Raw genomic sequence first — 25307 nt, 5'->3', positions numbered from 1 at the left:
GCGATTTACAAAACTTTACATCGAAGTTAGTAATTAGACATCGAAACAGAGTACACTGGCTGTGTCAGTTAGAGAGAGCATCTCTAATTTTTTGTACTTAAATCTGATACTTAGTATCCTCTTTTGGGAACATTCGAGGATTCTAGCAAGAATATTTATGAGGGTTTGCATGAGCAAGAATAAGTTAAATTCGCACTTTCCAGCAGCAGTTGATGACGTCAATGCAGGCCCGTTTGCCGATATACAAAAACGCTTAGATGATATCCAAGACTCGGGTATGACAGCGCTGGCAATTCGTAATATTTTATTTCAGAAAATGTTAGATTTACATGCTGTGCCTGACGATCACTTTTTACGTAGTGAATCGACACCAGAACGTTTAGATGACCCAAGCCTGATTGCAAAACTCAATGATCTCGGGTTTTATCGCGCATCTACACGCGTCATGCACTAAGCAACCGCTTTTTGGAGAGCCTACTCTCTCCTAAAATAGGCTGGCCATGCCCGTCGCCAGCCTACCTTCTTTCCTACTGATTATCTTGCTTTTTCCGAATAAACCACTTTGGTAGAAGTACCTTAAATGCCTCAACCACAGGCTTATAATAAATCGCCCACAAAGAATCATGACCAGCGTCATATTTACCAACACCAATAGAAATACCTTTAGCCTCTGAAGCGCGTATTAAACTCCCAGCCATACGGTCCCATATAGCAAGTGCTGAGCCAATATTTGTATCAAAATGCTTAGGATTGTCACTGTGGTGAATTTGATGCTGTGCAGGGCTAATCACCCACCCTTCCAGTTTATCACCCCAACTAAACCAAATATGTGAGTGACGGAGATTCGAGCCACAAATGTTAAACACAAAAACAAATACATTTGCGCCCAAAATATCAAACATACTAAGCGCTGAACCAAAAAAGAAATAACCAAGCCCCACCACAATTCCCTGTGTAAGTGCCATACGGCAGGCGTAAAAATAACTTTCTACAGGATGAGAACGATAAATAGTAAATGGGGTAAGCACCTTAGCCGAATGGTGTACTTTATGAATTTCCCATAAAAAAGGGATTTTATGTAATGCCAAATGAAGTAAATAGCGAGTCAAATCATCAACAATAAATAGCATCAATGTAAATACACCAACCACAATAAACGGAGGCCATTGCAGATGGAGGGACGGACCAAATAATGTTTCAAGCGCATCAGAAATACCAATAGCTACTGGCACCATCGTCAGCACAATAGGCGTAAAAGTCAGTGCTTTAATGATTCGATTAATAACAAACAATCCATAATCTTGCTTGGCGCTATTGTGAAGCCAAACCGACCGAGGAAACAAAAAGTGCCAAAACCCCTTAAGAGAACGTGACTGGTTAGTTGCATAATAAACGAAAGACGCCATCACCACAGCCGATGCTAAGTACAGCCAAAAAATACGCTTATTGGCATCAACTAAATATCCTGGCAAGGTAGATACACTTTGCCAAATCGTCTCTATCATTAAACTTACTCACTCCAATTTTATTCAAAAAAGGCCACGTAACGCGGCCTTAATAGTGTTAAAACTGTTTACTACAATATCAATTAAAACTGATATTTGTACCCTACTGTAAGCTGTCTAGGCTTACCTGGGCGCGCACCGTATGGTCTACGGCTCACAATTTTATCTTCATCAAGCAGGTTATCTACTTTTAAGTATACTTGACCGTAGTTATCGAAGTCGTAGCTTGCTGATAAGTCAACTGTTGTCGAAGATGGTACTTCTTGCCCTTCTAGGTAAAGAGTAAACTCTTGCGTCCCCTCAGTCCAACTTCGGCCCGCAGCTTCTGGCATAGCGCCAATGTACTTAACTGCCAAAGATGTACGCCACTTCTCCGCGCTCAAGCCAATATTAAAGCTCACCTGATGCTCAGGTAAATATGGCAGTGGATCGCCATTTCTTACCTCACCCCATTGGGCGAAGGTTGTACGGCGATCATTTTTAAACTCACCTTTGGTATAGGTGTACACCAAGCTGTAAGGTATATCTAATTGTAAGTTTAAAGGATAACGCTGAGAGAACTGCGCTTCAAGACCATATACATGGGCTGCGCCACCATTAAACTCTGCATCTTGTTGCGTGCTATCTCCGCAGTTAGACTGACCACAGCTTTCTTTTAAATTGCTATAGTCGTTGAAAAAGCTCACCACTTCAAATTCAGTTACGCCATCGTTAAATCGGCCGCCAAATTCATAGTTTGTGCTTTTTTCAATTTCAATTTCTGAAGATTGTGCTGGCGATGCTGGTGAAAAACCACGGTGAATACCAAACAATAAACCTGCATCTTCACTCAGCTGATAGAAACCACTTAAGCCTGGTAGCCAGATACGAGTTGTTTTATCAAGCCAATCATTTGCATTATTATTATTTTGGTAATGCATGTCCATAAGCTCACCACGCACACCCACACCTAAAGTTAAAGCGTCAAACTTCACTTTATCTTCAACATACACAGATAAAGCTTCTGTGTGTTCAGTGTTAAGAGTTGTAAAGCGCTTACTGTTTTCAACCAAGGTTGAAACGCCAGATTTCATCTCATAGCTTTCTTCAAAGTGCTTACGTTCAATCTCATCTTCGTGGAGTCTCACACCAAACGACAACTCATGAGCAAAATCAAATAGTTTGAATGTAAAGTCACCATCAATTTGCAAGCCTTGAGAGTAGTATTCTCTATCGTTTGTACCCATGGTTAAAAAGTTTGCTGCACCAGGTACGATTGAGTCTTGCTCACCTTTTAGGATCTCAAACAAACGGAGATTATCTTCTGCCTCTGGATTTAACAAAATTTCCTGAGGTGATTTACCTTCAATGCTATTTAACTTCAGCCACGCGCGTTCGTAATCGTTGCGATACAAACGTGTAGTTAAGCTCAAGTTGTCACTACTCATACTATGCGTAAACATCACCTGTTGATGTTCAGTGTCCATTTCAGCAGGTGCTGTTGCAGCGTAACGACGATAAGGGTTTTCTGCAAAATCAGCTTCTGTTAAACCCAAGTATGTTTCGTCAGATACTTCGTCTGCATAGCTCAATTTCAGACCAAAATTATGCTCAAAGTCTCCTTGTTGTAACCGATAGTTAAACTTGGCTAAGAAGTCATTTTTATCAAACCCCGTATCACCACCACCATCAAGCTCTTTAAAGCCATCCGCTTGAACGTTAACAGCTTCAAATAAAAAGCCAACGTTGTTCACTACTGAGCCAAAATAACCGTGCGCCTTAGTATAACCATCACCACCAGCAGCAATATCAATTGCACCTTCAGTAAACTCAGGCACTGAACGCGTCACAAGATTAAGTGCACCCGCGATGGTTTGTGGACCATGCTTGATAGCAGCTGGCCCTTTAAAGACTTCAACTGCTGTCATGCGGGTTGTTTGTGGGAAGTAATAGGCCGCTGGCGCAGAATAAGGTGCAGGGCCAATTAAAACGCCATCTTCCATAATCGTAATTTTTTTACTGCGCTCTGGCGTCACACCACGAAAACCAATATTCGGACGAAGCCCATAACCGTCTTCTTCACGAATATTCACACCAGGTACAGAAGAAAGTACGCGATGTATATCATCATACTCGTACTCGCCTAACTGCTCTTCTGTAAGTAGTGTCGCAGAGCCAGCTTCTGTTCTTAGCTTGTCATAGTGACTGATGATTTGAATGTGTTCAATATCATCTTTCGCTGCTTCTTCAGCGTAAGCATTTGGTAATGCAACAGCAACTGCCATTGCCAGTAATGATTTATTCATACGAGTGTACTTAGTCATTATCACCTGCCGATGTTTGAGGTAGTTCTAAGGCTAGCTTATTGATGAAGTCGTTTTTAAGCTCATCGGTCACATCTTTGACCTTGTCATGTACGTTCGTTACAGAAGCCGTATCGTTTTCAACCGCGTCTTTTAAAGAACCATCGATTGCCAATAATGCAGCTTCCGCTTCATCTAACCCAGTCAACATACGTTGTTTCACATCAGAGCCTTGCTCTGCATCTAAGAAGTCGTCAAAGCCGAGAGTATTATCCGCGTTACTGCCTTCTCCGGTAAAAATCTGTCTAAATGCGCGGATATTAGCAAGTAAGTTTTCTTTTGAATGCTCAGAGATGTCAGACTCCACATCCTGTGGACAAATATTAGAACCACAACTGTTCGTAAATAAACCCAGTGGCTCACCTAACTTTTGATCTTTCAGCTCTTTGGTCATATAAAATAAGGCTTTTGAAATTTCATTCAATGCAGTATGTGCTGAGTCAAATTGTGAACCTGAATTGCCCGCATTAATCAATTGACTTGCAAAGCCACTGTCGCCTTGCCAACGAGATAAGATTTCAGCACTGTTATCTACAATGTCGCCAGCAACCGTGCTAGCAAACTCACAACGTGCAACTTTTCTCTCATTAATGGTTTTTCCGTTCCACGGCGTTAGTGCATCATTAACAGTCGTACAGTTATGATCGTAATTGGTATTAAATAACGCATGTTCAATCGCGATCAGACCTTTGCGGTCAGTGGTACGGTTTTTAATATTATACGGATTATTTGCATTGCCATTAATGACACCATCGTCATGATAAACAATATCTAAGTCAATATTACAAAGTGCCCCACCTGCAGGCCATGAGTAAATATTGCCCTTTAGCTCCTTACCGTTAGTTAAGATTGGGCCAACCTGCATCATTTCAACGTATTGCCAACTGGCCATCGCTGCTCGCCAACTGTCTTTCGCTTTTTCATGTAAATCAGCAGACTCTGTGCTTTGCGCTTTTTCAGCTACACAGTACTGACCTATTTGCGTTTTCTGTGCTTTGGCAAATTCATCAAATTGAACAAGTGCTGGTGTGAGGACATTATTTACCAAATTAGACACTAACGCGGCTTCATCAAAAGTCGTTGGTGTCGTTGGTGTTGTTGGTGTGGTTGGTGTGGTTGGCGTCGTCGGCCCATTTGAACCATTAGCACCAGCAAACTCCGAACCTGCAGTGCTCGAACTACTCTCACCACAGCCACTTAAAAGCAATGTGACAGCAACAGCCACCGCACTTAAAGGGGATAAGACTCTCATTATGTCTCTCTTAATTGATACCTATAAATACAACAAAAGGTTAGCTACATACGTAACTAACCTTTCTTTCATTAACGAAGTAAGTTATTACCACTCAGCAACATTTTGCTCATCAAAACTGTAAGCTTCAGCAATAATAGCACGTGCTTTTTCTAGATCCTTGATGTAATCAGGCACGTCAGCAGCAGCTAGCTTAGGCGCATCACCCATAAGAGTGTGAATTTCAGCAAATTGTGCAGGTGTCACTGGTGAATGAGGGTTGAATTGGAAGTTCAATGCAAAGCCTTTCATCTCACCCCAGTATTTTGCAAGCTTCTCGAAGTTACCTGCATCAAAATCACCAGATGCAATCTGCGTTAGGTTGCCATCTTCTTTAGCAATCGTGTAGTTGATGTAGTGAATAACCGTTGCAGCAATTGATTTTTCCCAGTTAAGAAGCGCTTGGTCACGGTACATCTCAATCTTCTCTTGATCTTCAGGTGACCAATCTGCAACATTCTTTTCAAAGTTGTCGGTAATTAATTTACGACCTTGGATGAATGCAAGTTGTGCAGCACCAGAGAAATCAGTTGGGTTAGCGTTGCCTGCAGTACCTTTATCACGCTTAGAGGCATTTGTAGAGTTACCGAAGTTGTACTCTGTTAGAAGGTCAATAGTGCCGTTTTCATTTGTGTCGTGGAAAGCAGCACTTGAGATCTGCTCATCACTGTACTCTAAATAGTGAGTTGCAGCACCGAAGTAACCATAACCTTCATCAAATTTGTGCTCAAGCTCAGTATAAGACTTACCGTCAGCAAGTTTTGTATTGTCTGCAGACTTTTCACCGATTAGTAGCTCATCAAGATAGTCATCTGCACCTTGCGAAAGCGCCACAGCACCATTTAAATGCTTTTGTACTAATTGAACAAGGTCTAAACCTTCTGGCGTGATATATAGAGAGCTCAAGTTGATCGTTGTGCCATTATGTGTTGCTGATAACTGCTCACCATTTGCAAACTTTTCAATTTGTGCATCAATTAAATCTAAATAATGAAGTACTAGACCCTCAGGTGTTGACGCTTGCTTACCAAAGTCAGTCCAACCAACCAATGAGCCGTCGTCTTGCCACGCCTTGTTCATGTAAGTTGTATCGCGACCTGCAATTTTACCGCCTTCACCAAGTACTTTCTTCACTGAAGAAATTAAACCTAACGTCGTTTGCTCCGCAGTGTCTGGAAGGAAATCCAGTTTGTTATCTAAAAATGCAACGTCACCGTCTTGAGGGTTAAGTAGTACACGTGCTTTTGCTACGATATCTCTTAGCTCTTGTGCATCATTGATACCATCAGTGCCCGTTTTAAGCGTACCTAAAAGCTTTTTAACTTCTAAAATGGTTGCTTGACGAGAAACTTGGCCTGAATATGCAACAGATGAGTCACCCGCTGTGTTTTTAAACTCATATACGTTTACACCAGCAACAGCATCGATATCTGAGATAGATACAGTGATCTCTTGCTCGACTTTCTCATCAGCTGAATCTGTAGCTGACACTGTTAATGTCACTTTTTGTTCAGCTTCTTGCTCGAAGTTTAAAGTATTAGCAGCTTTAAGTTTTAGCTTACCTTCAACAATTTCAAAACGACCGTCACTAACAGTGTAAGTTAATGCACTTGCTTCATCGCTGTCATCTTCAAAAACAACACCTGTAACTTCAGCGCCTAATGTATCTTCAACAATTGATGCGCTTTCAGCAGTAATCGTTGGCGCTTTATTTGAAGGCGTAGTTGGAGTTGTTGGTGTTGTAGGTGTTTCTGGAGTTGTTACTGTGTTGTTATCGCTACTAGAGCCACCACAACCGGTTAAACCAACTGTTGCTGCTAAAACTGCAGTTGCAAGCAGAGACTTTCTTAATGCCATTAGACGTCTTCCTATGAAAATTATTTGTATTTGCATTTTCTTAACGGGACAAAGTATACACTTACCTAAATAGCAATCAATATTATTTGCGTTGTCAAAAGTATACAAATTGACAGGTAGAGTTAAGACTAAATATAGAAGAGAAAATGAGAGTCAATAGCATTAAATCTGAAATATTTTGTAACAAACTGTTTTAAAAGGGATTTAATAAATAAAATACAAATTATAGAATATTTTGTTATATATTTTTCACAGGGTTTGGTTGATTTATAGTTCGAAAAATTCGAACTATAAAAATTACCATGCTTCTTTTACAAAGAGATATCCTTGACGCCAAACAGTTTTTATCTTTTGTGGGCTAGTAGCATTATCTCCAAGCTTTTTACGAAGACAAGAAACTCGTACATCTATAGTCCGGCTGTTGGCTTGATAATCTTGCCCGATGATCTTCTCATAAATTTCCTCGCGACTAACTACTTTAGGGGCTTTAGACGCCAATAACCAAATTAGATCAAATTCGTGCGTTGTCAAACTCACACGCTGATCCCCAAGCAACACTGTTCGCTCTTCTCCCTTTATGGTCAATTCGCCAAATGACAGATCTTTGCCATTAATGCAATTATGCTGCAATTTAAAGAGTTTGTACTTTCTGAGCATAGCATCAAGACGCGCGCGCCAAAGCCGAGGTTTGGCATGAGTCGCAATCACATCATCAGCACCGAGTTCAAGCAGTAAGCTCTGAATATCATCATTGTTGTCTTCTACAGATACCAAAACCGGTACTTGATAATAACTTTTTAAAGTATTTATGGTGTCGAATTTTGCGCTGGTAGCGATAGTCTGATCAATCACAATACTAGTTACCATTCCTTTACGACTTTTTTGATTAACATGGTCTAAATTTTCTAAAACCATCGTTTGCACATCAAATCCTTGATCTTGAAGTGCAGCTTGTGGCACAGCCAAACTGTTACTTTTACTCTCTGCGATCAGTACGGTATGCACTACCTACCCCTGTTCAATACACCTTATTTTTTGCGAGTCTACTCCTCTTACCTGAACATCAGCTTTACGAATTAAATATTCCTAAAGATACTGAAAACAATTTATTTATTACCGGATCTTGAAGTCGTTTTTTCTTTGTCACTAAGCCAATATCTATTTCTTCAGATTGCAAATTTAATTGCTGAACTTGGTTTTTAAATGGACTTTGTGACAAAACGATCTCTGGAATATATGCTACACCAAAACCCAAACTGGCCATTGCAACCATGGCTTCATGCCCAGATATATGCGCATACACTTGAGGCTGGATCGACATACGTTTAAAAAAATTGTCGATTCTCTCCTTAAGCACTCCTTGCTCTGGTACTATGAAAGGCAACTCTCCCCATGGCAAGTCACTTTTATTATGCTTATCCAACAACTCCGTTAAGGGGCATGCCATTGTTGGAGCAATAAAAACCAGCCTAGAACGGCCTATCGATTGATACTCAAGCCCTTGAGGGAGTGAGGCAGGTTTAACCGCCACAGCAACATCTGCCAAATCACCTTGTACTTGAGAAAGAGAGTAAGCTGGATCGCCCGTCATCAAATTTAATTCTACTTGAGGAAACTCCTTACGGTAACGCGCAAAAAGATCATAGATAAAGCTATATGATGCTGTAACAGAGCAGTATAGACTAAGCTCTCCCGTTAATGGTTGAGAGTCATCTTGACATTCACTTTTAAATTGACGCCAACTTGCTAATGTTGCTTGCGCATAATGAACGAATGCCTTGCCTTGAGGTGTTAAAGAAACACTACGGTTATCTCTAATAAAAAGCGGTGCGCCTACCTCATTTTCTAACTGCTTAATTTGACGACTTAATGTCGGTGGGCTTATGTAGCAGCGCTCACTTGCACGTGAGAAATGCAACGTGTCTGCCAAAGCCAAGAAGTAGTTAAGTTGTTTATGATCCATCTATGGGTTCTACATTTCAAAATATGAAATACAATAGTTTAAATATATCATTTTACGCAAGTACTAGATCTCACTATCTTAGTTTTAACACAAACAAATCACATTAAGACGACAAAGCAGGATCTGACATGGCGAATTATTTCAACTCTTTACCATTACGTGAGCAACTGGCTCAATTGGCACAATGTAAGTTTATGGACCCCTCAGAGTTCAATGACGGTGTAGACGCATTAAAAGGCAAAAAGTTGGTGATTGTAGGTTGTGGCGCGCAAGGGCTAAACCAAGGCCTTAACCTGAGAGATTCTGGGTTGGATGTATCTTATGCTCTTAGACAATCTGCAATAGATGAAAAAAGACAATCATTTCTTAATGCCAGTGATAATGGCTTTGTTGTTGGTAACTACGAAGACCTCATTCCAGCCGCGGATTTAGTACTCAACTTAACGCCAGACAAACAACACTCAGCCGTTGTAACAGCAGTGATGCCCATGATGAAACAAGGTGCAACACTGGCTTATTCACACGGCTTTAATATTGTTGAAGAAGGTATGCAAGTTCGAGAAGACATTACAGTAATCATGGTTGCGCCTAAGTGCCCAGGTACTGAAGTAAGAGAAGAATATAAACGTGGTTTTGGTGTACCAACCCTCATTGCTGTTCACCCAGAAAATGATCCCGAAGGCAAAGGTTTAGCACAAGCAAAAGCCTATGCAGCTGGCACAGGTGGACATAGAGCGGGTGTGCTTCATTCATCTTTCATCGCCGAAGTGAAGTCTGATTTAATGGGCGAGCAAACTATTTTGTGTGGTATGTTACAAACCGGTTCACTTCTGTGCTTTGATAAGATGGTTGAACAAGGCATCGCGCCAGACTATGCGTCTAAATTAATTCAATATGGCTGGGAAGTGATCACCGAAGCGCTCAAGCATGGTGGCATTACAAATATGATGGATAGACTGTCTAACCCTGCAAAAATCAAAGCGTTTGAACTCAGTGAAGAGCTCAAAACGATTATGGCACCACTTTATAACAAGCATATGGATGACATCATCAGTGGTGAATTTTCCAGTGGCATGATGGCTGATTGGGCAGAGGATGATGCGAAGTTACTTACATGGCGTGCTGAAACAGCTGAAACCGCTTTTGAAAAACAAGCTAATACTGAACAGCATATATCAGAGCAAACGTTTTTCGATAAAGGTATTTTAATGGTTGCTATGGTCAAAGCGGGCGTTGAGCTGGCTTTTGAGACTATGACCGCTGCGGGGATCATCGAAGAGTCAGCTTACTACGAGTCTTTACACGAAACGCCACTTATTGCTAACACAATTGCACGTAAAAAACTTTTCGAAATGAATAGAACCATCTCTGATACCGCCGAATATGGGTGCTACCTGTACAACCATGCTTGCCTACCACTGCTGAAGCCATTCATGGAGAATATTAGCAGTGACGTAATCGGTGCAGGTTTAAGCAATACTGACAACTATGTTGATAATCAGAAACTTATAGCTGTAAACAGCGCAGTTCGGAACCACCCTGTTGAGGTTGTTGGTACAGAATTGCGAGGCTACATGTCTGCCATGAAACGAATTGTATAAACCAGTTCGCTTGTTAGAACCAAGGCCCAACAGTGAAAACTTTGGGCTTTTTTTCATACATTTAAATGAGAAATACAATAAACTACCCATAAATTTATACGACATAACGAATAAATCTATATGTGTTAATTATTGACCATGTTAGAATTATCGCCACGCGGTAATCAGTTTCTGTAGGTTAAATGAGTAACACAAGCTTTACAATCACTCAAAAAATCACCATCCTAGGTAGTGCAACAGCAATATTAGTTGCAAGTTTAATTGGCTTTATTTCGATTTATCAATCCAAATCTATGGTTGAATCTAGAATGCTCGGCTCTGAGCTGCCAAGTAAAGTCGAAAGTATCACAAAGTCTCTTGAGCAAGAAATTGTCGTATTAAAAAATGCGGCAGAGCAACTTTCTAGTAATCGATTCATACTTGAATCAGCTCAAAATGGTCAGTTAAACGAAGATCTGTTACTTAACGAACTAAAGAGACTTCAGCAACAATATGGCTTAGCTACAGCGTCTTGGGCAAATAGACAAAACAACAAATACTGGAACCAAGACGGCTTCTTACGCGTACTAAATATGCAACAAGATGGATGGTTTTTTGCTTTTACTCAAAGCAGAAATGCCTATTCAATTAGTATTTTTCAAGAGTCGCCTGGCGATGTGAAAATGTTTGTTAATCATCAGCAGACCAATGGTATTGGCCTTGCAGGCCTTGCCAAAAGCATTGATGATATGCAGCAAAAGCTTGCTAACATGCGTATTGAGCAAACTGGGTTTGTCTTTGTGGTCAATCAAGAAGGCCAAGTACAACTCCATCCTGATGCCAGCTTAGTCGCGAAATCGACACTTTCTGATTTTTATGGCGCACGATCAGCAAGCGAACTTCTGAATAACTCACGATTAAATATCTTGAAACTAACCGCAAATGAGCAAGCAGTACTCGTTGCAGCCCACCGTATTCCAGAAACAGACTTATACGTCATTGCACAGGTGCCTCAGCAGGAAGTATTCGCTCAAGTCACAGAGCTACAATGGCAAATAGTCACTTTCGCGCTCATCATTGCCTTCGTAGCGAGCGTGTTTAGTGTATTGCTAGCACGAACTTTAAGCGCGCCATTGTTAAAAATGGCAGACGTATTCAAGCAATTAGGCAGTGGTGATGCAAACCTAAACTATCGCGTACCACGCTCTGAGCAACCTGAACTGGCTGCACTTGGCGATGGTTTTAATCAATTTATTGGCAAAATAGATACTGCAATAAGCAAGGTTGCGACAGAAAGTAGAGATATTCGCGCAGCCAGTGAATTGGTTTTTGAACAAACACAACGTAACTCTCAATCACTAGACGAGCAAAAGAATCAAACCATTTCGGTCGCAGCTGCGATTAATGAAATGGCAGCAACGGTTCAAGAGATTGCAGGCAGTGCAAACAACACAGCCAAGCTGACGCTGGCAAGTAAAGAAAGCTCTCTAGAGGGTCATCATTGCGTGCAAACCAGCCAAGAAACCTTAATGGAGCTGGCAACAGATATTCAAAACATGGCTACACAAGTAGAAACGCTGGCAAGCAAAACACAATCTATTGCCAATATCCTAGATGTGATCAGAGCCATATCAGAGCAAACAAACCTATTGGCGTTGAATGCTGCCATCGAGTCTGCCAGAGCTGGTGAGCATGGCAGAGGGTTTGCAGTGGTTGCGGATGAAGTACGCGCACTAGCTAGCCGAACATCTCAATCAACAGATGAGATCCAAGCAACAATAACCGAGCTAACTGCGGCTTCTGACTCAATCGTAGAACAAATTGCGCTGTCATCACAACAAGCTGAACAAAGTGTCTCTCAAATGCAAACATCTGTTCAATTGATGGATAAGATCACTGAAACGGCTAACCAAATCAATGATATGACGACACTAATTGCAACTGCAACAGAGCAACAAAGTAATGTTGTTGTCGATGTAGGTAGAAGCATAGAACAGATCAGCGTGATCAGTGATGAAGTAATGAATGATCAGCTCAGCACGGAACAAGCTATCCAGCAGCTAGCTGATTCTGCCAAGGCATTAGACAAACTGGCTGCGAGTTTTTAGAATAAAAGCTCAATAGTTGAGCAACGCTTTGTAACAATTTTTCCTTTATTTACTCCCAGGGTTCGCTAGTCTTGTAAGAAAGGGCTGTGGGAGTAACTATCATGAAAATACAATTTCAAAGCGTTGTTTTAACTTTGTCATTAGCAATATCCGGCATCATGCTAAGTGGTTGTCAGACTACCACTTCAGTCAACCCCGATAATCTCTCTTTATTGAACAATGCCCCATTTGAGACATTAGAAGTTGAATCACAAGCGGATATTTTTGTCTTAGATGAACAAATTATTCGCTCTCTCAAAAGTCACTTTCGGCAAGATGACCAGCATGAGCTAAAACATGCACAGCTCCTCATGCAGTTTTTACTAGAAAATGGCGACGCGTCACTTTCATATATGAGCGATGCCAACCTTACTGCATCTCAAACTTATCAAAATCTAAACGCCAATTGTTTATCGTTATCGATTTTAGCGTATAGCTTATCAGAGTTTCTAAATCTACAGGCTGAATTTCAAAAAGTGCATGTTCCAGAGTATTGGGCGACAAGCCGAGGTTACAATTTTCTCAGTGGTCATATTAATTTAAAAATCCACGAAGACAGAGTACGGTATTACACTAAGCAAGTACTTCATACAGCTCCGAGAACACTCACGATTGACTTCGACCCAAATAGTCGCCGCCAAGCTTTTAAGACGACCCCTATTAGCAAAGAGCGTGTCACAGCAATGTTTTATAACAATAAAGGCGCGCTCAATATGGTTGATGGGAATCATGACCTCGCCTTCAGTTACTTTCAAGCTGCAATAAAATTGGACCAAAACTATACGAGCGCTTGGGCAAATCTAGCAATACTTTACCGCATTGCCGGAGAGTTCGACACCGCTGAATCTTTCTATAATCAAGCCATATCATTGGATCCAAATAACAACACAGCAAAAGGTAATTTGGCTGTTCTATACGATTTGACTAACCGAAACAAACAAGCTCAAGAAATACGAGCTGCCCTGCATCAATATAGAAAAAATAACCCCTATTATATCTTAACGCTTGGCAATCAAGCGATGGAAGAAGGCAAGCTCAATAAAGCAATAAGGCACTATAGGAACGCGCTTAAAATTAACAGTCAATTACATGAGGGCCATTTTGCGCTAGCCAAAGCTTACTTCGCAAAAGGCGACTTAGTACAAACAAAACGTCATATGAAACGTGCACTAGATCATGCGGAATTCGAACATAATCAAAAACAATATAAGGGTAAACTGGAGTGGTTAGATGCAGTGGCTAAAAATTAGCCTTATTACAATATTATTGTTTGGACCTCAAGCGAATTCACTTGAGCGAGATATGCGGGTATTAACGAGTTCTGAGTTTGAAGGAAGACCATCTGGCAGTGAGAAGCCGCATCGCAGTGCCTACTACATTACGCGTCAATTTGAAAAATTTGATTTAGAAGTTCACTTTCAAACCTTTAAATTTGAATATGGCTTTTTCGATATAGCTGTAGGGCATAATGTCGTTGCAATACAACCGTGTAATCGCACACCTTGCCAACTACCTATTGTGATTACTGCTCATTATGATCACTTAGGTAAGCGCGGTAACAGGCATTATCCCGGCGCAAATGATAATGCTTCAGGTGTTGCTGTCATGATAGACATTGCTAGGCGATTACAGGGAATGGATATTGTCAGAGATATTATTTATGTTGCAACGGATGCTGAAGAAAAAGGGCTCCATGGTGCGAAAGCATTTGTACAAAAGCTTGGTGAGCAACAAGTTTATATGAATATCAATCTAGATATGCTCGACTTGCAGAAAAAAAACCAACTGTATGCGCTCGCCTCTCGAACACTCAAGCCCTTAGAAGCACAAATTGAAAAAACATTTATGGAGACGCCCGTTAAATTTAAATTGTTTTTCTCAGCCAAAATCATGGCGAGAAGATTGGCAGCCCCCCAAGTTGACTGGCTCAGAGCGAGTGACCACTACCCTTTTTACAGAGCAAATATTCCATTTATTTACTTCGGTTCAGGTATGGATAAAAACCATCACTCTGTCAAAGACTCATTGGACAAAATCAATTTCGAAAAGCTTACACAAGTCTCAAGTGCGATCACTAAGTTTGTACTTACGCTGGTATCTGAGTCTGACATAGCCGCCAAAACTAATTGACGCTTTTTCGCTTTTGTCAGCTGCTTTATTTTCCATTCAAGCTTGGCAGCTTCTACTTTTGTTAAATTTGATATGGCAATAACAAACGAAACTGGGCCTTTTCCGCGTAAGCTTTTAGCACCAGTGCCATTATTATGCTGATTTATTCTACGCTCTAAATCGTTGGTGATCCCGGTATACCAATGGCCCAGCTTATTTTCCACGATATACAAATACCAAGTTTTACAAGTATGTTTACTTTCATTCAATTTAAATTTCTCAACTCTAGAAACTTTTAACAATTTGCGCAGTCGAAATGCACAATCTACTTTACCTTCTTAGTGCAATCTGTATCATTCGTAATAACCTAAAATAAGGATACACATACATGCAGTACAATAAACCCCTTTTGACTTGGCTAGTCGCCGCCACAATGACTATATTTTTGTCCGGTTGTTCAAGCTGGGTTTATAGGATTAATGTGCCTCAAGGCAACTTTTTAGAGCAGTCCGATGTAGACAAGCTTCGAGTAAACATGACTAAAGAGCAAGTTATGTTCGTCTTAGGGACACCTGTTGCAAAAGATGCATTTGACTCTTCAAAATGGCACTATAAATATGTGTTTAACATAGATAGAGAGTCTGAAGTTCGTAAAAGTTTAGTGGTGCACTTTGAGAATGATAAACTACTAAAACTCACTGGTGATTTTGAAATACCTTCAGAGTTTAATACACCATTAGATAATTAACACATCACTTGAGATGGCAGGCATTACCTGCCATCAGCACAATCTATACCGTCTTGCGACTAAATAGTGACCACAGCTAAGCCCATTACAACGGTAAAAATAGCTTGAATAAATAAACTAACCCAACTTAATGCCCCCAAAAAGCGTAAGCTTAGTGGCAACTTAGCTGTTGGGAAAAGTCGACGGCTCTTTAATAGCCGCGCTATGGCAAAGATGAATAGAGTGCAACTTGAAAGTAATAGCACCATAGAGAGCTTATTATCACGCCCTACATCCAGAAAAAGTACTAATTGCAAAGGTAGTAACAAGACAGTCAATGCTTTTAGCGTATAGACCCTAAAAATCCGCTGATATTTAGCTTGTTCACTTAATTCAATAATACCGCGCTTTTCTAAATACTTCTTTGAATTGACTGATTGATTCTCTGTTGCTAATCGATATGGCGTACAACCTGATGCATCTGCAAGACGAGGGTCGACTCCCATATCCTCAACTAACTCAAGCATTGGGCGAGAATTTGACAGGACCGCATAATGCATGAGGTTTCTGCCTAAATCATCCAAGGAGATCCCACAATGGAACTCCTTGAGTGCTTTTGCTGCACTAACAAACCCCTTTTCAACGATCCACATCATCGCTGATTTTCCTGTACTATCAGCACCGAGCCCTCTCGCCCCTTTCTCAATTAACGACAACATATTTGATTGCTTTGCTGCACCTGACATTACTTGCTCTAATAGTGCGTTATCAAGTATCTGTAATCGTTCTTCTTCATTGCACAACAGAGTCAACAAGCCTTCGCAATCATGTCCTTCATTTAGGTTCTTAACAGCCTCAGCTTGAGTAAGTGCCATATTTTCCAACACATCTTTATAGCAAGCTTTCAAACAATCACGGCTATCTTGCCCACCCAAAAGCCATAGCTCGCATGTCTGTGAAGGAGAAAGTACAAACCCATTAGGGAGTAGCCAGCATAAAGTTTTAAACTGCTTATACTTCAATAACAAATCGACAAAAGATATCTTGTTTTGAATTTTAGCCTGTGATGCAATACTGGAGTACTGAGATAAACAACCAAGCAACTTAACGGTGAGCTCATCTCGACTTATACCTGCTTGTTCAATATGGTTAAGAAGTTGCGTCACGTAATGGTGTTGCTCAGCATCATAGTCATCAATATGTTGAAAGAAACAAGACTCAAATGGATCTAAAGGTTTTAACCAGGCCACATAAAAAATGGGCGGCAATACTTGAGAAATAACGCCTTGCTCATCTTTCACCACTTCACATTCAGGCCAAGCTTCTAGCGCATCGAGAATAAACGCGCCATTATCTTCAACAAGACCTTTTAGCAAAAGAGGAAACTGAGAGGGCCAAATTAAAACTTGCTCCATGGGTGCACAAACCATTTAATTAGTAATATCAAAATAAAATGTATCAAAGGCCACATTTGCCACAGCCCCAGACTGCAGAATGATACCAAGTGTAAACATAAAAAGCTGCGAATATCTCACACTATTTACAACTATCCTCTTGCAGCCAGCAGCGACGGTATAAACTCGTACAATAGCAATGATTTTAGTAGACTATGGTAATCAATAAAAAGATACGTGTTAGCCTATGGATATCAGATTTATCTAAGCTGAACACAACAAGTGGAGCCATTATGGAAAAGCTAGAAACTTGGAAAGTCATTCTGATCATTGTCGCCGTGCTAGGCTATATCATAGGTAATATTATGTTGCTCAAATACGCCAATAAGTTTGACGTAAAGGGGAAAATCGACAAGCAACTCAAATCAAATGAATTGGAAGACAATAAAAAAGGCCAAGCCGAAGACACTGATGACCCGAAGTAAGCAGTGAGTACCACAATGTACTCACTGCAAATAGCTAAGCTAGCCTACAAGCCAATGCGCCATCAATGCAATGACAGGTAAAGTCACTAAAGTTCTTAAGATAAATACCGCAAAAAGTTCAAAGATGTTAACTGGAATTTTGCTGCCCAATAGCAACGCACCCACTTCAGACATATAAATCAATTGCGTTACGCTCAGTGCAGCAATGATAAAGCGCGTTACATCACTTTCAATATTACTCGCTGCTAATATTGATGGAATAAACATGTCAGCAAAGCCGACCACTATAGTTTCTGCAGCTTTGGCAGCTTCAGGCACTTGCAACAGCTCTAAGTATGGAATAAATGGCTGACCTAAAAACTGAAAGATTGGTGTTTCTTCTGCAATGATAAGTGCAAATGTGCCCACAGCCATGACAACAGGTAATACAGCAAACAACATATCCAAAGCATTTGATACGCCTTCTTTCACGGTGCCTTTTACACCCGGTGCATTATGTGCTTTTTGCAGTGCAACATCGAGAGCATGACCAAATAATGTTTTCCCTTCTGGCACAGCTTCAGAATCTTGGTTATGTGTTGAGCCATCGACATAGATATCTTTTTTAAAGCTTAGAGGCGGAAGCCTTGGCACAATGATCGCGGCCACCACACCAGCCGCACAAACGGTTAAATAAAATGGTGCAAATAGATGCTCTAACTTGACCTGACCAATTACCACCAAGCAGAAAGTAATTGAAACTGCAGAAAACGTGGTGCCAATGATGGCAGCTTCTCTTTGTGTATAGTGTTTGTCTTCATACTGACGCGACGTCATTAAAATACCGACACTGCCATCACCTAACCATGATGCCACACAGTTAACGGCACTGCGCCCAGGCACACCAAATAATGGTCTCATTACTTTTGTAAGCAACGTACCGACCAGCTCCAATAGACCAAAGTTAAGCAATAAAGGTAATAGGAGGCCAGCAAACACGAAGACAGAGAATAATACCGGTAATAAATCGTTTAAAACTAACGCCCCAGTTCCACTGGAGTGAATTAGCTCAGGACCAACTTTAAAAAATGTCATTAAGATAAATAACATGCCAAAAAGTCTGGTGACAACCCAAATCCAGCTCACATCAAATAAATGCCTGATAAGGTCATTCTTTATTAAAATTGTTGGCTTAAATAGCTTAACAACGACACTGAGAACCCCGGTTATACATACGATGCTGACTATCAGTGCATGTATAAAGGGACTCGTTAAGCTTTGCAATTCTTTTGCTAGTACAGCAATTGGAATTGTCATCGCATCCCCTATTGCGACAGGGGTCATAAACAGGAATACACCCACGAGTGACGGCACTATAAAAGCAAACCAAGTTCGCCAATTTACCGAAGATGCTTGCGTTGTATCTGACATCATTTCTAAATCCCAAAAAAAAGAAAAGAGCTGTCGCTCTTTTCTGAACTACTTTGCGGTTTGTAATTATATACTTAGTCCGCGACTGCGCAGAGCTTCTACCAGCCCTTGTTGAAGTGCTTCCATAGTTGCAGCATCAAGTACATTGCCTTGTGCGTCAAACCATGTCAGTGAAGTTTGCTCATCATCTGTGACACCTACTTTAATAGTGTAATCACCATCTTCGAGTGTCAGTGTCGTCTCTTCTTCACCCCAAATAGAGTCCCAAACACTGTTTTCGGGCGCTTGGTATCTCACTAATACTTCATTTGAGTCTTCTTCTATACGAATAACTGTAAAGTTTACTCGCTCAAGGAAGTTTGACAAACGCTCCATCACAGACACTCTGTCTGCAAGAGTTATCAGAGCTGCGTTACCTTTGTTGTCAAAACCGGAGTCAAGTGACAATACCCCTTGCTGTTTACGCAGCTCTACTTCTAATAAACGATATCTATAATCAAACTCAGCAACTACCGCATTCAATGCACGCACTTCTAGTTGCTGTTGTAATAAAGGATCTAATGCGACTTTATCACTTTGATAGTCTAATAACCTTGCCTCAAGTGATGCTGTACGCTGATGCTCTTCTTGCGACAAAGTAAACTCAAAGCGCTGCTTTGATACCTCAGTGACAGTTTCCCAAAACCAGCCTTCTTCCGCCTTAATAATTGAATACCAACCAGTCGCAATCTTACCGTTCGCACGGTCATCTACACTGATAGAAGTTTGGTTATTTTGAAGTACACCTTCAACAGCTTCCCAAATGAAAATATCAAGCGCTTCAATACCATCATTTTTATCAAAATAGATACGTGCGATATCTTCTTTATCTTCGGCCCAACTACCTTTAGCAAGTGTAAGTACTTGCTGAGGCGGTCGAAAGCTGAGGGGGTCAGCATCATTTTCATAAACAGCAACATTCATTTGAAATTCTTTATCTTGAAAAGGTTGCTCGAGATCTGCTGGAACTTGCACAGCCTCGTGGACACGATAGTTTTTCTTATGATGCGTGTCATTGGTGAAAACACTACAACCTGATAAACCGAGTATAACGCCGAACGTTAGCGCTTTAGGGACCCAATACTGCACTAATAAAACTCCTTAGCAAACCCACTATATAATTATTCTTTCACTTAAGATTGAGGAATGCTGAAATGGTTCACTATCAGCCATACTAATTTTCTAGAGAGCTGACAATTAAATTTCAAAAAATCCGCACTATGTTACTTGGCAAACTCAGCAAACACAAGAAACACGCGCTTGAATTGTCTGATCCATAAAACACTACAAACGTAGTGTCATGTAGGACTGGCATTTAATCTATGATAATATGCGCCGCTATATAATTTTAATATAGCCTCTATGACTCACTTTGGCGCAAGCTAACTAGGACGTCGGTATGACTACTTTTACTTCACATCAACTTGTTTTAACTGCAATAGGGGAAGATAGATCTGGTATTGTCAGTGAACTTACTCAGCTAGTCAGTGAGTGCAACTGCAATATCATTGACAGCCGTATCGCCATTTTAGGCAATGAGTTTACATTTACTATGTTGCTCTCAGGGGACATCGCCGCGATCAGCAGAGTTGAGCACACCCTGCCATCTAAAAGCATGGAACTAGGCTTACTCACCATGATGAAACGTACCTCTAGCCACACAGAAAACAACTTCAGTGCGGGTTATACGTTGGAATATACCGGCATTGATACACAAGGTACATTGAGCAGAGTAACACGCTTTTTCGCTGAGCAAAATATCAGCATCTGCTCGCTCAAATCCGATACCTTTGAGGAAGACAACGAGCTACGCATGCGCTGCGAGCTGGAATTTAATACCCCCTCAGAATTAGATTTTGAACAATTTAAAGTAAAGTTTGAAGAACTATCTAGTATTTCAAACGTACATTATGTTTTCAGACGCATTCGCTAAGGATCATTAATGAATACATTACAAGCAGGTGATAATGCACCTAGTTTTACATTAGAAAACCAAAATGGTGAAACTGTTGCACTGAGCGCACTGCTCGAGGCAAATCAGGTTTTAGTTTATTTTTACCCAAAAGCACTTACTCCAGGTTGTACGGTCCAAGCTGAACAGCTTCGAGACCACAAAGCGCAGCTTGCTGAGCTTAATACTGTTGCAGTTGGTATTAGTCCTGATCCGGTTAAAAAACTTAAAAATTTTGAGACTAAAAAAGAACTGAACTTTGACCTTTTATCTGATGAAGACCACGCCATCGCAGATGCATTTGGTGTTTGGGGCCTGAAAAAGTTTATGGGTAAAGAATATGATGGTATTCACCGTATTAGTTTCTTAATTGGACAAGACGGTGTAATCAAGCACGTATTTAATAAGTTCAAAACAAAAGAGCATCATCAAGTGGTTATTGACCACCTGTCAGCTCAATAATTAAAAAAACCCAGCTTAGAGCTGGGTTTTTTATCGCTATCGCTTTGGGACATGTTAAGCTTGTCTCGCCTCAAGCATAATGCGTTTCATATCTCTAACAGCCTTTTCTAAGCCGTCTATCGCTGCACGCGCAATAATTGCGTGGCCAATATTTAGCTCATAAATTTCAGGCATCTGAGCAATTGGTTTTACGTTATGGTAATGCAAACCATGTCCAGCATTGACGATAATGCCAATAGAGTCTGCATATTGCACACCTTCACGAATGCGCTCAAGTTCTGCACTCTGCTCACCGTCTGATTCAGCATCAGCGTAAGCACCTGTGTGAATTTCAATGTAAGGTGCTTTTGTCGCTTTAGCAGCATCAATTTGTGCTTTATCAGCGTCAATGAACAGTGAAACTTTGATGCCCGCTGCACTTAGCTTTTCAACTGCATTACTTACTTTTTCGAAATTTCCAGCGACATCCAAGCCGCCTTCTGTGGTCAACTCTTCACGCTTTTCTGGGACAAGGCAGACGTATTCAGGCTTTACTTCGCACGCAATGTCCAGCATTTCATCTGTAACGGCGATTTCAAGATTCATTCGCGTTTGAATCGTCTTCGCCATAACATACACGTCACGGTCTTGAATGTGTCGACGATCTTCTCTTAAATGAATGGTGATACCATCTGCACCGGCATGCTCTGCAACGGCCGCAGCATGTGCTGGATCAGGGTAACTTGTACCACGAGCTTGTCTTAACGTCGCAATATGGTCGACATTTACACCTAATAAAATATCTTTCATTACTCTACCTTGGTTGAAAAAGTTCTCTGCTTTTAAGTGGCTTATTACCAAGCAAAGGTTTTAATAAATAACGGCTTAATGCCTTAGCCTGCCGCCGCGATACCAAGGAGCTATATTCTCCATGGGCGATAGCAAGCAGGGTTTGTCCAGAAAAGCTGCGCTGGATATCATCACTGGGACAAAAGCCAACTTCTCTGACAAATTGATAATAATTTGCTTCCTCAATGGGGGCACCAAACGCATCGTAATCAAATTCAATGCCAACCCCGAGCTCATGTAAAAGCTGAAACTCATAACTACGCAATATTCCTTCAATTTGTTCACTATTTTCAGCTTTTTTTAGCTGCTCTTCATGCGAAACAATTGCCAAAGTATTACCAATATCATAGAGCTGCTTAAGATGCTCTCGATACAAGCAAAATACATGATCAAGGGGTTCATTTACAGGGATAATGCGATGGGACAATTCGTTAAGATAAAAAGCACAGTATAAATCTGTGCCTTTGAACATCATAGGTGGAGACTGGATCTCAAAATCATTTAAATACTTTAAATCATACTTGCCTGCGTAACGTACCAGCAAACAAGTAAAAGGCTGCAAAGACGCATTTTGACGTAATGCACGTTTACCTTTGATCCTAGCCAACATAGACAGTTGACCGACGCCTTCAACGAGCATATTTAACATCACTTGCGAATCTCTATAAGGTCGCCGGTGGAGCAAATATGCTTGCCGAAAGTCACTATCCAATCAGTCTTCTCCGTAACCTAAGCTGCGAAGTGCACGTTCATCATCAGCCCAGCCAGATTTAACTTTTACCCAAAGTTCTAAAAATACTTTGTTATCAAGCATGTCTTCCAAATCACGACGCGCTTCGCGACCGATAACTTTAAGCTTCTCGCCTTTATTACCAATCACCATACGCTTTTGAGATTCCCGCTCAACCAAGATCAACGCATTGATCTGCCAAACGCCATTGTCTTGCCATTTAAATTGCTCGATTTCAACGGTTACTGAGTATGGAAGTTCGTCACCCATAAAACGCATTAACTTTTCACGGACAATTTCCGCAGCCAAAAAGCGCATTGAGCGATCTGTAACATAGTCATCTGGAAAATAGAACTCACACTCTGGAAGACGATTTCTAACCTCTTCCTTAACCATATCGATATTTTTACCAATCTTCGCTGAAACTGGCACAATACCAACAAATTCGTGCTGCTCACTGAGCCACTGCATATGATGCAATATCTCTTCTTTTTCTTTAACTTGGTCACTTTTATTCATCACGACCAAAACAGGACGGCCACTGTCTTTTACCTTTTTAAGAACCATTTCATCATCTTGGTTCCAAAGGGTGCCTTCTACCACAAAGATAATTAGCTCAACGTCACCAATCGAACTGCTCGCTGCGCGGTTCATTAAACGGTTAATGGCTCGCTTTTCATCAATGTGCAGACCTGGTGTATCCACGTAGACTGCTTGATAATTGTCTTCAGTATGAATACCCATAATTCTATGGCGTGTCGTTTGCGGTTTGCGAGATGTGATACTAACCTTTTGCTCAACAATTTTGTTAAGCAAAGTGGATTTACCTACATTTGGGCGGCCAACAATCGCAATCATGCCGCAGTGGGTGTTAGGATTCATCTTTTAAAATCTTCAATGCTTGCTCTGCGGCTTTCTGTTCAGCTTTACGGCGTGAACTACCCACAGAAATAATACTATCCATACCCTGTACAGTACACTCAACCGTGAATGTCTGATTGTGTGCTTGCCCTTTTGTATCAATTACCTGATAGGCAGGTAAAGGTAGTTTTCTCGCTTGCAAATACTCTTGCAACAACGTTTTAGGGTCTTTCTGGTTGTGGCCTGGAGAGATAGCCTCTAAACGGCTTTGATACCACTTAAGTACAAGCGTCTTACAGGTCTCGATGTCTGAATCAAGAAACACCGCGCCAATAATCGCTTCTACCGCATCAGCCAAAGTCGACTCTCTGCGATAGCCACCACTTTTAAGTTCACCAGGACCAAGCCTTAGGTAATCTCCTAAACCAAATTCAACACCAAACTCTGCGAGTGTTTGACCACGGACTAAAGTTGAACGCATACGGCTTAAATCGCCTTCACGTGCTTTAGGAAACTTATGGTACAAAGCATCTGCAATAACAAAGCTTAAAATAGAATCGCCTAGAAATTCTAGGCGTTCGTTATGCTGACCTTTATGACTACGATGCGTCATTGCCTGTTCAAGCAATGCTTGCTCAGCAAAATCGTAGCCAATCTTTTTATATAATTCTGTGACGTTCTTTTTCATTGTTACTGAATGTTACCTAGGCGTTCAAAACGAACCCCTGTTGGAACCCAGCCTGGCAATAAGCTATCTGGACCGTTTTCAAAATCAAAACTCATCCAGATGAATACAGCTTTTCCAACTAAGTTTTCTTTAGGAACAAAGCCCCATACGCGGCTGTCCTGACTATTGTTACGGTTATCGCCGACAGCAAAATAGCTGTCTTCTGGAACGACCCACTCATCTCGGCGAGTACCAGGTTGCTGGTAATAACGCTCCGACAGTTCCAGTGCTTTCGGGTTAATTAAAATATCATGTTCAACATTAGGTAGAGATTCTGTCAAACGTACTAGTGGCATAGAGCCTTGTTTGAATTCATCACGATTAACAATTTCAACGTCAATCTTATTGAACTCTCCACACGCTAGTCCATTTCGGCTTTGCTCGCCCTCTTCACATTTTGGATGAATGAACAGCTGACGATTGCGATAAACAATACGATCGCCAGGCAAACCGACAATACGCTTGATAAAGTCAATACGCTCGTCCAACGGGAATTTGAATACAGCAATATCACCGCGCTCTGGGTCACCAACATCAACGAGTTGAGAACGCCAAACCGGGTCTTTAATGCCGTACGCATATTTTTGTACCAAAATAAAGTCTCCATCCAACAATGTTGGCATCATTGAACCCGACGGAATTTGAAAAGGTTCAAAAATAAATGATCGAAACACTGTAATTGCCGCAATCATTGGAAAGATAGACTTTGCACTATCAGTTATGGCAGGCACTGGTGCTATCTGGTCAATCACCTCTTGATCAAGAGGCTGCTCCGATGCGCCTTGAGCAAGCGCAATACGTTCCTTACGTTTTGGTGCATACACTAAATGATCTATCAACCAGATCAGGCCCGATCCCAAAGTTAACAGCACGAGAAAGACCGAAAAATAACCTGCCAT

Annotated in this window: 23 protein-coding genes and 1 pseudogene; 9 read left to right on the top strand and 15 right to left on the bottom strand. The window is 41.0% G+C overall.

What is annotated here, in order from left to right; translation table 11 throughout:
• Positions 1–169 precede the first annotated feature (169 nt).
• Positions 170–454 (top strand): hypothetical protein, encoded by a 285-nt coding sequence (locus tag QNM16_RS19055; RefSeq protein ID WP_284021928.1) that lies wholly within the window; start codon positions 170–172, stop codon positions 452–454.
• 73 nt (positions 455–527) lie between these two features.
• On the opposite strand, the gene QNM16_RS19050 is transcribed toward QNM16_RS19055, so the two are convergent.
• The 6 genes from QNM16_RS19050 to ilvY form a co-directional block, all read right to left on the bottom strand.
• Positions 528–1505: a sterol desaturase family protein gene (locus QNM16_RS19050; protein WP_284021927.1), complete on the bottom strand. Its 978-nt coding sequence runs from the start codon at positions 1503–1505 to the stop codon at positions 528–530.
• An 83-nt stretch (positions 1506–1588) separates the two neighbouring features.
• Entirely contained in the window at positions 1589–3808 is a 2220-nt protein-coding gene (locus QNM16_RS19045; protein ID WP_284021926.1) for a TonB-dependent receptor family protein, read from the bottom strand.
• Entirely contained in the window at positions 3801–5099 is a 1299-nt protein-coding gene (locus QNM16_RS19040; protein ID WP_284021925.1) for an imelysin family protein, read from the bottom strand. Before QNM16_RS19040 ends, QNM16_RS19045 begins: the two co-directional genes overlap by 8 nt.
• A gap of 87 nt (positions 5100–5186) precedes the next feature.
• Entirely contained in the window at positions 5187–6995 is a 1809-nt protein-coding gene (locus tag QNM16_RS19035; protein WP_284021924.1) for a DUF4856 domain-containing protein, read from the bottom strand.
• Positions 6996–7292: 297 nt separating this feature from the next.
• Positions 7293–8000: a winged helix-turn-helix domain-containing protein gene (locus QNM16_RS19030; protein ID WP_284021923.1), complete on the bottom strand. Its 708-nt coding sequence runs from the start codon at positions 7998–8000 to the stop codon at positions 7293–7295.
• 64 nt (positions 8001–8064) lie between these two features.
• Entirely contained in the window at positions 8065–8958 is an 894-nt protein-coding gene (gene ilvY, locus QNM16_RS19025) for an HTH-type transcriptional activator IlvY (protein WP_284021922.1), read from the bottom strand.
• A 128-nt stretch (positions 8959–9086) separates the two neighbouring features.
• Between ilvY and ilvC the strand changes: the two genes are divergently transcribed.
• From ilvC to QNM16_RS19005, 4 genes are all read left to right on the top strand, one after another.
• Positions 9087–10559, top strand: coding sequence for a ketol-acid reductoisomerase (ilvC, locus tag QNM16_RS19020; protein WP_284021921.1), 1473 nt, complete (start codon positions 9087–9089; stop codon positions 10557–10559).
• A 182-nt stretch (positions 10560–10741) separates the two neighbouring features.
• On the top strand, positions 10742–12646 hold the full coding sequence (locus QNM16_RS19015; protein ID WP_284021920.1) for a methyl-accepting chemotaxis protein: 1905 nt from the start codon (positions 10742–10744) through the stop codon (positions 12644–12646).
• 101 nt (positions 12647–12747) lie between these two features.
• Complete coding sequence (locus tag QNM16_RS19010; protein ID WP_284021919.1) at positions 12748–13935, top strand: tetratricopeptide repeat protein; 1188 nt, start codon at positions 12748–12750, stop codon at positions 13933–13935.
• Entirely contained in the window at positions 13916–14815 is a 900-nt protein-coding gene (locus QNM16_RS19005) for a M20/M25/M40 family metallo-hydrolase (protein WP_284021918.1), read from the top strand. Before QNM16_RS19010 ends, QNM16_RS19005 begins: the two co-directional genes overlap by 20 nt.
• An 11-nt stretch (positions 14816–14826) precedes the next feature.
• On the opposite strand, the pseudogene QNM16_RS19000 reads toward QNM16_RS19005, so the two are convergent.
• Positions 14827–15027: pseudogene (locus tag QNM16_RS19000) on the bottom strand (GIY-YIG nuclease family protein); the annotation flags it as partial.
• 155 nt (positions 15028–15182) lie between these two features.
• On the opposite strand from QNM16_RS19000, the gene QNM16_RS18995 reads away from it, so the two are divergent.
• Complete coding sequence (locus QNM16_RS18995; protein WP_284021917.1) at positions 15183–15542, top strand: outer membrane protein assembly factor BamE; 360 nt, start codon at positions 15183–15185, stop codon at positions 15540–15542.
• Positions 15543–15601: 59 nt separating this feature from the next.
• Here the strand turns inward: QNM16_RS18995 and QNM16_RS18990 are convergent, their stop codons facing one another.
• Positions 15602–16936 carry an ankyrin repeat domain-containing protein gene (locus tag QNM16_RS18990; RefSeq protein WP_284021916.1) on the bottom strand — a complete coding sequence of 445 codons (1335 nt, stop codon included), beginning with the start codon at positions 16934–16936 and terminating at the stop codon, positions 15602–15604.
• Between the two features lie 272 nt (positions 16937–17208).
• Between QNM16_RS18990 and QNM16_RS18985 the strand changes: the two genes are divergently transcribed.
• Complete coding sequence (locus QNM16_RS18985) at positions 17209–17400, top strand: DUF2897 family protein (RefSeq protein ID WP_284021915.1); 192 nt, start codon at positions 17209–17211, stop codon at positions 17398–17400.
• 39 nt (positions 17401–17439) lie between these two features.
• Here the strand turns inward: QNM16_RS18985 and QNM16_RS18980 are convergent, their stop codons facing one another.
• Positions 17440–18810 (bottom strand): YjiH family protein, encoded by a 1371-nt coding sequence (locus tag QNM16_RS18980; protein ID WP_284021998.1) that lies wholly within the window; start codon positions 18808–18810, stop codon positions 17440–17442.
• 66 nt (positions 18811–18876) lie between these two features.
• Positions 18877–19938 carry an outer membrane protein assembly factor BamC gene (bamC, locus tag QNM16_RS18975; protein ID WP_284021914.1) on the bottom strand — a complete coding sequence of 354 codons (1062 nt, stop codon included), beginning with the start codon at positions 19936–19938 and terminating at the stop codon, positions 18877–18879.
• 310 nt (positions 19939–20248) lie between these two features.
• On the opposite strand from bamC, the gene QNM16_RS18970 reads away from it, so the two are divergent.
• Positions 20249–20782 carry a glycine cleavage system transcriptional repressor gene (locus QNM16_RS18970; RefSeq protein ID WP_284021913.1) on the top strand — a complete coding sequence of 178 codons (534 nt, stop codon included), beginning with the start codon at positions 20249–20251 and terminating at the stop codon, positions 20780–20782.
• Positions 20783–20791: 9 nt separating this feature from the next.
• On the top strand, positions 20792–21262 hold the full coding sequence (bcp, locus tag QNM16_RS18965) for a thioredoxin-dependent thiol peroxidase (protein WP_284021912.1): 471 nt from the start codon (positions 20792–20794) through the stop codon (positions 21260–21262).
• Positions 21263–21316: 54 nt separating this feature from the next.
• On the opposite strand, the gene pdxJ is transcribed toward bcp, so the two are convergent.
• From pdxJ to lepB, 5 genes are read right to left on the bottom strand one after another with little or no spacing between them, the layout of a single operon-like run.
• The gene (pdxJ, locus tag QNM16_RS18960; RefSeq protein WP_284021911.1) at positions 21317–22051 is read right to left on the bottom strand and encodes a pyridoxine 5'-phosphate synthase; all 735 of its coding nucleotides are present in this window, start codon (positions 22049–22051) and stop codon (positions 21317–21319) included.
• 4 nt (positions 22052–22055) lie between these two features.
• Entirely contained in the window at positions 22056–22802 is a 747-nt protein-coding gene (gene recO, locus QNM16_RS18955) for a DNA repair protein RecO (protein ID WP_284021910.1), read from the bottom strand.
• Complete coding sequence (era, locus tag QNM16_RS18950) at positions 22803–23702, bottom strand: GTPase Era (protein WP_284021909.1); 900 nt, start codon at positions 23700–23702, stop codon at positions 22803–22805. It lies immediately after the preceding gene.
• A complete protein-coding gene (gene rnc, locus QNM16_RS18945) occupies positions 23692–24369 on the bottom strand; it encodes a ribonuclease III (RefSeq protein WP_063360680.1) in 678 nt (225 codons plus the stop codon). Before rnc ends, era begins: the two co-directional genes overlap by 11 nt.
• A gap of 2 nt (positions 24370–24371) precedes the next feature.
• On the bottom strand, positions 24372–25307 hold the full coding sequence (gene lepB, locus QNM16_RS18940) for a signal peptidase I (protein WP_063360681.1): 936 nt from the start codon (positions 25305–25307) through the stop codon (positions 24372–24374).

The organism is Pseudoalteromonas umbrosa (assembly GCF_030125375.1).
GTDB classification, from domain to species: Bacteria; Pseudomonadota; Gammaproteobacteria; order Enterobacterales; family Alteromonadaceae; genus Pseudoalteromonas; species Pseudoalteromonas umbrosa.
Note: the sequence above shows the minus strand (reverse complement) of the source record. Positions and strands in the feature narration are given on the sequence as shown.